The 11,586-nt window shown below is 70.6% G+C and carries 8 protein-coding genes and 1 tRNA gene; 2 read left to right on the top strand and 7 right to left on the bottom strand.

Translation table 11 applies throughout. From position 1 onward, the window contains the following. Nucleotides 1-29: 29 nt before the first annotated feature. From OG302_RS26935 to OG302_RS26920, 4 genes are all read right to left on the bottom strand, one after another. Nucleotides 30-1,388, bottom strand: coding sequence for a Cys-Gln thioester bond-forming surface protein (locus OG302_RS26935; RefSeq protein ID WP_371529123.1), 1,359 nt, complete (start codon nucleotides 1,386-1,388; stop codon nucleotides 30-32). 472 nt (nucleotides 1,389-1,860) lie between these two features. After that, nucleotides 1,861-2,295: a single-stranded DNA-binding protein gene (locus OG302_RS26930; protein ID WP_371529122.1), complete on the bottom strand. Its 435-nt coding sequence runs from the start codon at nucleotides 2,293-2,295 to the stop codon at nucleotides 1,861-1,863. Nucleotides 2,296-2,511: 216 nt separating this feature from the next. After that, nucleotides 2,512-4,485 (bottom strand): GTPase, encoded by a 1,974-nt coding sequence (locus OG302_RS26925; RefSeq protein WP_371529121.1) that lies wholly within the window; start codon nucleotides 4,483-4,485, stop codon nucleotides 2,512-2,514. A gap of 5 nt (nucleotides 4,486-4,490) precedes the next feature. Continuing rightward, nucleotides 4,491-6,155 (bottom strand): dynamin family protein, encoded by a 1,665-nt coding sequence (locus OG302_RS26920; protein ID WP_371529120.1) that lies wholly within the window; start codon nucleotides 6,153-6,155, stop codon nucleotides 4,491-4,493. A 306-nt stretch (nucleotides 6,156-6,461) separates the two neighbouring features. On the opposite strand from OG302_RS26920, the gene OG302_RS26915 reads away from it, so the two are divergent. Beyond that, nucleotides 6,462-6,537, top strand: a tRNA-Arg gene (locus OG302_RS26915). Between the two features lie 117 nt (nucleotides 6,538-6,654). On the opposite strand, the gene OG302_RS26910 is transcribed toward OG302_RS26915, so the two are convergent. Next, a complete protein-coding gene (locus OG302_RS26910; protein WP_371529119.1) occupies nucleotides 6,655-7,095 on the bottom strand; it encodes a VOC family protein in 441 nt (146 codons plus the stop codon). A 246-nt stretch (nucleotides 7,096-7,341) separates the two neighbouring features. Between OG302_RS26910 and OG302_RS26905 the strand changes: the two genes are divergently transcribed. Beyond that, nucleotides 7,342-7,548: a hypothetical protein gene (locus OG302_RS26905; RefSeq protein ID WP_371529118.1), complete on the top strand. Its 207-nt coding sequence runs from the start codon at nucleotides 7,342-7,344 to the stop codon at nucleotides 7,546-7,548. 313 nt (nucleotides 7,549-7,861) lie between these two features. Here OG302_RS26905 and OG302_RS26900 read toward each other — a convergent pair whose 3' ends face one another. After that, nucleotides 7,862-9,658: a GMC oxidoreductase gene (locus tag OG302_RS26900; RefSeq protein WP_371529117.1), complete on the bottom strand. Its 1,797-nt coding sequence runs from the start codon at nucleotides 9,656-9,658 to the stop codon at nucleotides 7,862-7,864. Beyond that, complete coding sequence (locus tag OG302_RS26895) at nucleotides 9,655-11,586, bottom strand: long-chain fatty acid--CoA ligase (RefSeq protein WP_371529116.1); 1,932 nt, start codon at nucleotides 11,584-11,586, stop codon at nucleotides 9,655-9,657. Before OG302_RS26895 ends, OG302_RS26900 begins: the two co-directional genes overlap by 4 nt.

Here is an 11,586-nt window from a genome sequence, read left to right as displayed (position 1 = left end):
GGGTAACTGCCGTGCGGTTGCTGCGTAGTTCAGTCTTCCGTCGGCTCCGTCGGGGTCTTCTTCTTGCGGAGGAAGAACATTGCCGCCGCGCCGAGTACGACCAGCAGGACCGCTGTTCCGGCGATCTTCGGGGTGGCGTTGGAGCTGCCCGTTTCCGCGAGGTCGCCGGTGCCCATGCCCGTGCCGCCTGCCGATGCCGGGCTCGGGTCGGAAACCGGTGCCGTCTTGTTGTCGATCACGCTGCCCTCGGTCCGGCAGTCGAGTACGCCCTTGAACCGCTTCTCGAAGCCGTTCGGGCCCTTGATCGTGAAGTCGTAGGCCTGGTCTTCCTGCAGCGGGATCGTCACCGTCCGGGACGTGCCGGCCTCGATGGTGTGCTTGAGGCCCATGAGGCGGAAGGTGAAGGGACGGTCACCCTTGTTGTCGGCCGTGATGTCCACGCCGCTCTTGGCGCAGTTCTTCTCCGCGGACAGTGCCGGTATCGCGCCGTCCTTGGCCCAGGTGGCGCTCGCCGTAGCGGAGACGGTGGACTCGCTGGAGCCCGCGAGGATCTGCGTCTGGCTCCTGGTCTCGGAGGCGAAGGCCCGGCCGACCGGAATCGTGGTCGACGCCTGCACGGCGAGTGCCGCCGAGCCGTCCGGGGTGTCCTTGGGGACGTCGAAGAACAGCTGACTGCCGTTGGCCGCGGACGTGACGGGCTTGCCGTCCTTGCCGACGACCTTCACCCCACTCGCAGCCGTGTCCGCGGGCGGAGTGACGGACACGGCGTCCGCGTCCGTCCGCACGGTGACCGGACCCAGCCGCTCCCCCGCGTGCCCGGAGACCGCGGGCGGGTCGAGGGTCAGCGAGGCCTTGGGCTCCGCCGCGCCGCGGGCGCTCTTGTAGAGGTAGTCGGCCAGCTTCTCGGCCTGCGGGTCGACCGCGTCCACCTCGGCGCCGTCCGAGTAGCGCCAGATCGCCACCTGCGTGCCGGCCGCCGCCGCCTGCTCGGTGAGCGCCCGTGCGCCCGCCTTCCTGGCCAGCGCGGCCAGGTCGTTCACCTGGGGGTAGGAGTTCTGCAGGATCCAGCGGATCCTGCCCGCGTCCTTGTTGCCGTTCAGCGAAGTGCCGCTCCAGGGGGTCTCCTGGTACTTCGCGTCCTTCTGCGTGGGGTTCTGGATGTCGATGCAGTACGTCTGCAGCGTGCCGCCGCCGTCCACGGACATCTCAAAGAGTCCGGCGGGCACCTGCTGGCTCGTCCCGTCCTCACGGATGACGGCCTGGTCGTACGTCTGGAGCCCGCCCAGTGTCGCGACGGCTCCGCCCCGGCTCTGCGGGGTCTCTTCCGCCGCGGCGGGACCCGCGGTGGCTATCGCTCCCGCCGCGAGGGCCCCGGTCGCCAGCGTCACCGCGGCGAGGCGCCTGGCACCTCGTCTCCCCCGCGTCGGGGCAGAGAACGCAGAGAACGCAGAGTACGCACGGCCCCCGGAGATCCCGGAGGACCCGGGAAACGCAGAGAACGCGGAAAACGCCGCACACACAGAACGCGCAAAAGACACAGAATTCCCCTCCGGGCGGGACCCGTTCACTTCGAGGGGGGTGGTCCCGCCAGCAGATTGAGGGGGCAGAATCACCTGCCACCTGCGTGGCAACCACTACCAACTGCCCCGTTAGCTACCTTCGGCATCCTAGGGACGCGGCACACCACGGTCCCCCGTCCTGCCGTTCGATAACCGATCCGACTCGGAATCGTTATCGCCAACAACCTTTCCGAACTGGGCTTATCGACAAATCAATCGCTCCCAGTCGGCCATATGCCGCACATCGGTCGGCTCCCCTTCCCCGGCTCCCCCTGGGCCCCCGGCTCACCCTGACGGCACATCAGCCCACCGGCTCAGGCTCGGGCAGCGGCTCGCGCGCCGCCGCATCCGTATACGTATCCGTCAGCGCCGCGTTCGCCTTGAGCACGCGCCGGAACGCAGCCGTACCGCGCGACAGGTCGTGGCCGATGGTGGTCGCGTCGATGTCCGCCGACGTCCAGTGCTGGCCGCCCCGTTCCTCGTCACGCACCTTCAACTTGCCCTGCACGATCACGGGTTCGCCGATCGTCAGGGACCCCTGCACGTTCGATCCGAGCCCTCGCCTCGCCCACACCGTGAAGAAGTTGGTGTGCCCGTCCGTCCAGACGTTCTGCACCGCGTCGAAGTACCGCGCCGTCACCGCGAGCCGGAACCGCGCCACCGGCCCCGAGGGCAACTCCCGGAACACCGGCGTCGTCGCGACGTTCCCCACCACCGTCACCATGGTCTCGTTCATGCCGAACCCCTCCCTCGTCCACTCCGCTTCGCCGCCGCGGCGGTCGGTCCCGCGGCTTCGATCTCAGAGTGGACCGGTCGGCACGATCCCGCTGAGCCCTGTGGGCTACCAGGCAGTTGTGGAAAACTCCCTCACCCGAACGGGCCCCCAGGGCCACCCGGGGCCACCCCCGGGGGGGGCGGATCATGTGAGGTGCGGTAGGTGAGGCCCCCCCGCTCAGCCCACAACCGCCCCCGTCACCCGCACGTACTGCTCCCGAACCTCCAGATACCGCAACAGCTCCGCCGCCACCGGATCCAGCACCCTCGCCCGCCCGCACCCGGCGGCCGCCTCCCGCAACCGCCGTTCCGCGTCCGCGCCGTAGCGTCGCGCCGGCCCCCGTGCCGCCATCCGGCTCCCCCACTCCACGCAGGGGCCGCCCACGATCCCGGCCAGCATCAGCAGCACCGGCACGCCCAGATTCGGCACCGCGATGCCGATGATCTGAGCCACCAGCCAGAGTCCGCCCACGACTTGGAGCATCGTCATCGCCGCCTGGGCGAACACCGCGACCGGCCACCATCCGGGCCGCGGAGGTCTTCCCTCCGGTACCCCGGCCGAGACCGTCAGCTCGTCCAGGGCCTCGGGCAGCCCCTCCGCGCCCCGCACCGCCGCCTCGCGAACGGCCTGGCCCCAGGGCTGGGGCAGACCGGCAGCAGCCTCGTCGGCCACCGTGCGCACCGCGTGCTCGACGCGTTGCCGGGCCGTGGCCTCCTCGTCCGCGGGCTCCCGCGCCGCGGGCCAGCCGACGTTCAGCGGCGAGCGCTGGGCCTCGTACCAACGCCACAGCCGCAGCCAGGGGGTGCCGCACGCCTTGCCCGCGTTGCGCCGCCAGGCCCGTTCCGCGGCCTGCCCCGCCGCCGCCGCGCCCACCGCGTCCGCGAGCCGGTCGGCGAACTCCTCGCGCGCCTCTTCGCTGAGCCCGATCCGCACCCCGCCCCGGCCCCCGTGCGTCCCGGCCCCGGCCGCGTACACCGGCCACAGCTCGTCGGCGGCGGCGTCCAGGTCGGCCGCGATCCGCCGGGCGGCGGCGCCCCGCTCCTTGGTGAACTGGCCGAGGGAGTCACGGAGTTCATCGACTCCCTCGCCGGTCAGCGCGGAGAGGGAGAGCACGGTGGCGCCGGGTTCGCCGTGCTCGCCGAGTGCGATGCCGTCCTCGTCGAGGAGCCGCCGCAGATCGTCGAGCACCTGGTCGGCGGCGTCGCCGGGGAGCCGGTCCACCTGGTTGAGCACGACGAACGTGACTTCGGCGTGCCCCGCCATGGGCCGCAGATAGCGTTCGTGGAGCATCGCGTCGGCGTACTTCTCCGGGTCGACGACCCAGATGACCGCGTCGACGAGCGCGAGGATCCGGTCAACGTGCGCGCGATGTTCCCCGACCGCCGAGTCGTGGTCGGGCAGGTCGATCAGGACGAGCCCCTCCAGGGTGTTCAGGTCCGGGCCCTGGAGCGGGCGTCTGCGCAGCCGCCCCGGGATGCCGAGCCGGTCCAGGAGCCCCGCGGCGCCGTCGGTCCAGCTGCACCCGATGGGGGCCGCCGTGGTCGGCCTGCGAACGCCGGTCTCCGAGATGGTCACCCCGGCCAGGGCGTTGAACAGCGTCGACTTGCCGCTCCCCGTGGCACCCGCGATGGCGACGACGGTGTGCCGCCCTGAGAGCCGGCGCCGGGCCGCGGCCTCGTCGAGGACCCGGCCCGCCTCGGCGAGCGTGGCGCTGTCCAGGCGCGTGCGCGAGAGCCCGACGAGTTCACGCAGGGCGTCGAGCCGGGCGCGCAGGGGCCCTTCGTACGCGGTCGAGATGCCGGAGGAGGTACTGGATGACGTACCGGATGACGCAGACGTGCTGCAGTACGTACTGGATGACGCAGACGTACTGGAGGGTGCACCGGATGGCGTAACGGATGGCGCGCCGGACGGTCCTCCGGAAGGCGCACCTGACGAACTCGTGGCACCTCCGCGCCGCGCGATCAGGCCGTCGTCCCAGACGTCTTCGGAGGAGCCATGGCGAGCCTCCCCGGAGGCGGGGCCCTCCCCGGCCGCAGAAGTCTCTCCGGCAGTACGGGCCTCTCCGGGAGTGCCATCGGTGCTGCTCGGTTCCGCGGGAGGCTCGTCGCGCTCACGCTCGTGCTCGGTGTGATCAGTGACGGCAGTCACCGCGGTCACCTCTCCTTCTGCAGTACGGACAGCGCGGCGATCAGGTCGGCCTGGGGTTCGGGGTTCACGTCGAGGCGGTCGAGGGGGGCGAGGCGTCGCTCGCGCTCGGTGTCCAGGACGTTGTCCAGGTAGGTGGTGAGCAGGCGGCCGCCCCGGTCCCGCAGCCGGAGCGCTCCTTGGGCGCCGATCCGCTCGGCGAGCGTCTCGCCCGCCGAGCGTCCGCGGGCCCCGCCGAGCAGGGCCGTGGCGAGCAGGGCGGCCACCATCTCGGGGTCGGGCACGGAGTTCTTCTCGATCCGGTCGAGCTCGCGGACCTCGTCCTCCGCGTACTCCTCCAGGACGCGTCGCCAGCGCCGTACCGCCATTCCGATGCGATGTTCGGCGCTCTCGGCGCCCTCGGCGCTCTCGATGAACCCCTCGCGCCCGCCGAGCCCGGGGGCGGCGGAGGCGGGCTCACGGCGCCACGCCTCGTCGATCCGCTCGTCGGCGGCGGTCACCGCGCACAGCAGCAGCGCCTCCAGGCTCTCGGCGACCGCGTCGAGGAGCTCGCCGGCGCCGCAGTCCAGCGGATAGCTGCGCCACCGCTTCAGCGCGTCGCCCGCGAGGACTGCTCCTGCCTGCAGACGTTCCCGCACGCGCGCGTGCTCATGTCCGTACGCCTCGTCGACGGCGGAGGTGAGCCGCAGGGCGGCCGCGTACTGCAGGGCGACGGCGGCCGCGATCTCCGGCACCCTCACATTGAGGGACTGGATGACGCCGTGTGCCGTACGCGCGATGGCCTGCGCCCTGGCCGTGGGCTCCTGGGACCGGTGGGTGAGCCAGGCCCGCAACGGCGCGACGGCCGTGGAAGGCAGCAGTCCGCCGCCGCCCGTGGACTCGGGCAGCTCGGGCACGGTGAAGCGCGGCACGTCGCCCAGGCCCGCCTTGAGGAGCAGCGCCCCGTACTGCCGCGACACCTCGGCCACCAGCTGGTGCGGCACCCGGTCGAGGACGGTGACGAGGGTGGCGTCGTGCTCCTTGGCGGTACGCAGCAGATGCCAGGGCACGGCGTCCGCGTACCGGGACGCGGTGGTCACCATGACCCAGACGTCGGCAGCGGAGATCAGCTCGGCGGCGAGGATCCGGTTGTCGGAGACGAGGGAGTCGACGTCGGGGGCGTCCAGGAGCGCGAGCCCCTGGGGCAGGGTCTCCGAGGTCTCGATGCGCAGCGCGCGCTCGCCCTCGGGCCCGGGCGGCAGCAGGTCGTCGCTCCCGTCGTCGTCCTCGTCCTGCGTGCCCGAAGGCTCCCGACGGGGCACCCACACGCGCGTGAGGTCCGGCAGTACGCGCATTCCGGCGAACCAGTGATGATCCTCCGGATGGCACACAAGGACCGGCGTACGGGTTGTCGGCCGCAGCACCCCCGCCTCGCTGACCTGCCGCCCTACGAGGGAGTTCACCAGGGTGGACTTGCCCGCCCCGGTAGAACCCCCGATCACGGCGAGCAGCGGTGCTTCGGGGGCCCGCAGCCGGGGCACCAAGTAGTCGTCGAGCTGGGCAAGGAGCTCGTCCCGGTTGGCACGCGCGCGTGGCGCCCCCGCCAAGGGGAGCGGAAAGCGTGCGGCGGCGACACGCTCGCGCAGGGCGGAGAGTGCGTCAAGCAGTTGAGGCCGTACGTCCAAGGTCACCACATGCGAAGAATGCCCAATTTTGACGGGTTTCTGAAGCATATGGACACCCCTGCGCGCCGATCGGACACATGGGATGGAAGGGGCGACTGGGGCGCAGGCATAACGAGTGCACAACACCCGGGGCGTGAGACGCCAAAAGCGCTGCGAGATTCGCACCTGCCTGCGATTATCAGGACCGCTTCACTGAACCTCCACATAGTGCCGCGGAGGCGAAGCACCAGGGACAAGGACCCGGGAGCCCTATCCTTGTCCCCGGCAAGGTCACGGCTCGTCCCCACCGGGCTCCAGGCCACCGGCCACCATCCGGCCCCCGTAGCTCAGTGGATAGAGCAGGCGCCTTCTAAGCGCTTGGCCGCAGGTTCGAGTCCTGCCGGGGGCGCCACAGTCCATCCTTGTTCGGCCCTCCACCCCGGAGGGCCTTTTTGCTGGTCAGGGCAACGTAGCGAGGGGCGGGTAGCGGGCGCGTAAGCGCCCGCTACCCGCCCCTCGGTCAGCCGTCTCAGCCCAGTTGCTCGGCCAGGCCGATGATGATGCCCTCCGGGCCGCGGACGTAGCAGAGCAGGTAGCTGTCCTCGTAGCGGGCGATCTCGCCGAGGAGTTCGGCGCCGTGCGGGCGCAGGCGGGCGACGGTGTCCTTGAGGTCGTCGACGGCGAACATGACGCGGTGCGTGCCCAGGATGTTGTGCGGCCGGTTGCGCGGTCCGTCGCTGGTGGCCGCGGGGCTGCGGTACTTCGCCAGTTCGAGCCTGCTGTGGCCGTCCGGGGTCCGGACCATCGCGATGTCACAGTGGACGCCGTCGAGTCCGGTGCACTGGTCGGCGACGAGGCCCTCGACCTCCGCCCTGCCCTCCAGCTCCATACCGAGTTCCACGAAGAACGCGACGGCGGCATCCATGTCCTCGACGACGATGCCGACATTGTCCATCCGCTGAATCGCCATGCTGGTTTCTCCTTCTTCCTCATGCTTCCTCGCGCGGCCGGTGGTGGCCGCTGATGTCCCTGGGACGGAACCGGTGGCACGTTCTCGACATCCGCAGACTGTCGGACTTCAGAAAAATCTGGTTCGCGCCTCGGGTGCGATTCATCCGTATCGCAACAGGCATGAACCGCCCCGCCGGATGCCCCGTACAGCCAGTTGTGCGCGGATCAGTGACCGCGGCGAACCGAGACGAGAGAAGGCACCCAGATGGCCGGCGGCAACATCAAGATCAGCCCCGACGAGATGCACGAGGCGTCGACCTGGCTCCAGAACCAGAAGGAACTGATGCAGCAGAGCCTCCACGAGGCCAGCACCAAGGCGATCGAGGGCCTGCAGGGTGTCAGCGAGTTCATCAAGCAGGTCGCCGACGCGTTCGTCGACACCGACGACCAGACGGCCAACTCCGTCGGCTGACGCGCCCTGCCGCCCGGTCCCGCCCTCTCCGTGGCGGGCCCGGGCGGCAGCGGCCTGAGAGGAGTAACCAGTAACCGATGACTCGCATCAGCGTCCCCCTCGAAGATCTGGTTGGACGCTGACGAAGGCCGGCGCGACGGTCAATACGGCGATCGTGGTGATGAGCGGCCATCTGCGCGTCATGAATGTTCCTCAGGAGGTGCGGCATAAATGTGTCACTGGTGATCACGTGCCGGGTCCTGAAGTGGTTCACTTTGCAAACGTCGGCCTCACTCCGGCACCCCCTGGCCCCCATTCCGGCGCCGCCCCGGCCTCACTCCGGCAGGCGCAGCTCCCCGTACGACCCCTTCGGCACCGTGGGGTTCCGCGGTGCGACGGCCGGCACGCGCGCGTACCTCATGTCCTGTTGCGGGCGAGTGTCCGGATCACCCTTGTTCGGCCAGTACGCCATGGCTCGTTCGGCCTGTGCCGTGATGGTGAGGGACGGGTTCACGCCCAGGTTCGCCGAGACCGACGAACCGTCCACCACCGAGATGCCCGGGTGACCGTAAAGGCGGTGATAGGGGTCGATCACTCCCCTGTCCGGTGAAGCGCCGATCGGGCAGCCACCCAGGAAGTGTGCGGTCAGCGGCTTGTTGAGGAGTTCACCCAGGTTCGTGCCCGCGAATCCGTTGATGCGTTCGGCCACCAGGCCCGCCGCCTCCCAGCCCTCCGCGATGTGCACGGGATTGGGTGCGCCGTGCCCCTGCTCGGCCGTCAGCATGCGGCGGCGTCCCAGGCGCGTGGTGAGGGAGTTGTCGTGGGTCTGCATGACGAGGCCGATGATCGTGCGCTCCGACCAGCGGTGCGTCGACGCGACCCGCGCCACGAGTACGGGGTGGGTGAGGAAGGCGAGCACCGCGGCCAGCGGCTTGGGGAGGTTGCGGCTGTACTGCGGGACGCAGATCAGCGCCATCAGGTTGGAACCCTTGCCGTAGCGAACGTTCTCGATGTGGGTGGTGGGGTTCGGGTGGATGGAGGACGTGATGGCGACGCCCCGCGTGAAGTCCAGGGGGCGGCCGTCGCCGTGCTTCTTGCGGTAGCGGCGCGGGAAGGTCACCGCGCCCACCAGCGCCTCGGAGTTGGTGCGGGTGAGCCTGCCGAGGCGGTCGGACAGGCGCGGCAGAATTCCCTCGTCCTTCATGCGGTGCAGGAGGGTCTGAGTGCCGTACGTCCCCGCCGCGAGGACGACATGGCGGGCGCGCAGGACGGTACGGCGGCCCCGGCGGCGCCTGCCGGTGGGAACCACGACCACCTCGAAGCCCTGCCCCTTCCCTTCCTCCCTCTCCTCCTCCTTGACGGACACCACCGTCGTCATCGCGCGGATCTCCGCGCCCGCCCGCTCGGCCAGGTAGAGGTAGTTCTCGGTGAGGGTGTTCTTGGCGCCGACCTTGCAGCCCGTCATGCATGATCCGCACTCGGTGCAGGCCCTCCTCGAAGGGCCCGCCCCGCCGAAGTACGGATCGGGAACTTCCGCGCCCGTCCCGTCCGTTGAACGGACGATGCTGGTGGCGCCACCGGCACCGCCACCACCCGAGCCACCACCCGCGTCCGCCCCGTCGCCGAAGAACACCCCCACGGGCGTCAGCCGGAAGGTGTCCGCCGCCCCCATCCGGTCCGCCGCCGCCCGCAGGTGCTCGTCCGCCTCGGTCATGGTCGGGTTCTGGCGTACGCCGAGCATGCGCCGCGCCTGGTCGTAGTACGGGGCGAGTTCCGCCTGCCAGTCCGTGATGCCCGCCCACTGCTTGTCCTGGAAGAAGGCCGGCGGCGGTACGTAGAGGGTGTTCGCGTAGTTGAGCGAGCCGCCGCCCACCCCGGCGCCCGCCAGGACCATGACGTTGCGCAGGAGGTGGATGCGCTGGATGCCGTAGAGACCCAGGGCGGGCGCCCACAGGTAGTTCCTCAGGTCCCAGGAGTCCTTGGGCAGCGATGCGCGGGTGAAGCGGCGACCCGCCTCCAGGACGCCGACGCGGTAGCCCTTCTCGGTGAGGCGCAGGGCGGCCACGGACCCGCCGAACCCGGAGCCGACCACCAGCACGTCGAAGTCGTACGCCCCGTCGTTCCCGCTCACCGTGCGGACTCCCCGTAGAGCGCCTCGATCTCTGCCTCGTACGCCGCCGTCACCGCGTGCCTCTTGATCTTCAGGGAGGGCGTGAGCAGTCCGTTGTCCTCGGTGAACTCGCCCTCGACCAGGGAGAATCTACGGATGGACTCCGCTCGCGAGACCGCCTTGTTGGCGTAGTCCACGGCCTTCTGGATCTCCGCGATCATCTTCGGGTCACGGCACAGTTCGGCGAGCGGGGTGTCCTTCGGGCGTTTGCGCACGGCGAGCCAGTGCTCGACGGCCTCCGGGTCCAGCGTGATGAGCGCCGCCACGTACGAACGGTTGTCGCCGACGACGATGCACTGCCCGACCGGCGCCCGGCTGCGCAGCCGGTCCTCCAGGACCGCCGGGGAGACGTTCTTGCCCCCGGACGTGACGATGATGTCCTTCTTGCGCCCGGTGATCGTCAGATAGCCGTCGCCGTCCAGCGCCCCCAGGTCACCGGTGGCGAACCACTCGTCCCGCAGCACGGCATCCGTCGCCGCCGGATTGTTCCAGTACGAGCCGAAGACGATGCCGCCCTTGACGAGCACCTCGCCGTCGTCCGCGATGCGTATGGACGTGCCCGGCACCGGCGTCCCCACCGTGCCGGGGCGCGGCTTCAGCGGCGGTGTGATGGTGGCGGCGGCCGTGGTCTCCGTCAGGCCGTACCCCTCGTAGATGATGATCCCGGCGGCGTAGAAGAAGAGGTTGAGGCGCCGGTCGAGGGGCGAGCCGCCGCTGATCGCGTAGCGCAGCCTGCCGCCGACCTCCTTGCGGATGCGGCGGTAGACGAGCAGTTCGTACAGCGCCCAGCCGAGGTGGAGCCCGAACGACGGGCCGGGTCCGCGCTTGTCGAGGAACTTGTTCAGGTACGCCTCTCCGAACCGCACCGCGATCCCCTCGGCGCGGTCGAAGGACGCGCCGCGCCCGATCTTCTCCGCGGTCGCGCGGCCCGTGTCGTGGATCTTCTCGAAGAGGTACGGGACGCCGACGACGAACGTCGGCCTGAACGAGCGCAGTTCGGGCCGGAGTTCGTCCGGCTTGATGCTCGGGCAGTGGCCGAGTTCGATGCGGGCGAGCATGCAGGCGATCTGGATGGTGCGGCCCAGGATGTGGGCGAGCGGCAGGAAGAGGAGCGTGGAGGCGACCTGGCCGGTGATCTCCTTGAAGATGGGGTGCAGCAGGTCGACCGTGTTCGCGGCCTCGGCGTGCAGATTGCCGTGGGTGAGGACGCAGCCCTTGGGCTTGCCGGTCGTGCCCGAGGTGTAGCAGATGGTGGCGACGGAGTCCGGAGTGAGGGCGGCCCTCCGCTTGGTCACCTCCTCGTCTGACAACTCCACGCCCTCGGCCGCCAGGTCGATCAGCGCGCCTTCGTCGACGCAGCGGACGCGCGGCGGCTCGGCGAGGCCCCGGGCCGCCGCCTCGGCCGTCGCGACGTTCTCCGCCGTCTCCGCGATCAGCAGGGTCGCGCCGGAGTCCCGCACGATCCACTCGATCTGGTCCGCCGCCGATGTCGCGTACACCGGCACGGTCTGGCCGCCCGCCGCCCAGATCGCGAAGTCCAGTACGGCCCACTCGTACCGCGTACGGGACATCAGCGCGACCCGGCCGCCCGGCTGGAGCCCGGCGGCGATCAACCCCTTGGCGGTGGCGGTGACTTCGCGCGCGAAGGCCGCCGCGGTGACCGGCCGCCACTGGCCGTCCTGTTTGCGGCGCAGGACGACCGCGCCGGGCGCCTCGGCGGCATTGGTGAAGGGGATGTCGGCGGTGCTGCCCGTGGTGGCCTTCGCCGCGAGCGGGGCGGTACGCGCCTCGCGGACGGTTCCGTGCTCGTCCCGGACGATGTCCACCGCGGCACGGTCCGCCAGCTCGCTGTGGCGTTGCGCCCGTTTCAGATCCTTGCGTACGCCCAT

Origin of the sequence: Streptomyces sp. NBC_01283, assembly GCF_041435335.1 — a bacterium.
Classification (GTDB): domain Bacteria; phylum Actinomycetota; class Actinomycetes; order Streptomycetales; family Streptomycetaceae; genus Streptomyces.
The sequence above is the reverse complement of the archived record's forward strand: the minus strand, read 5'-3'. Positions and strand labels throughout refer to the sequence as shown.

What these genes read in the sequence shown, in the direction of transcription:
- OG302_RS26930 (WP_371529122.1), bottom strand. Translation starts at nt 2,295, where the DNA reads ATGAACGAGACCATGGTGACGGTGGTGGGGAACGTCGCGACGACGCCG.
- OG302_RS26910 (WP_371529119.1), bottom strand. Translation starts at nt 7,095, where the DNA reads ATGGCGATTCAGCGGATGGACAATGTCGGCATCGTCGTCGAGGACATG.
- OG302_RS26905 (WP_371529118.1), top strand. Translation starts at nt 7,342, where the DNA reads ATGGCCGGCGGCAACATCAAGATCAGCCCCGACGAGATGCACGAGGCG.
- OG302_RS26895 (WP_371529116.1), bottom strand. Translation starts at nt 11,586, where the DNA reads ATGGGCGTACGCAAGGATCTGAAACGGGCGCAACGCCACAGCGAGCTG.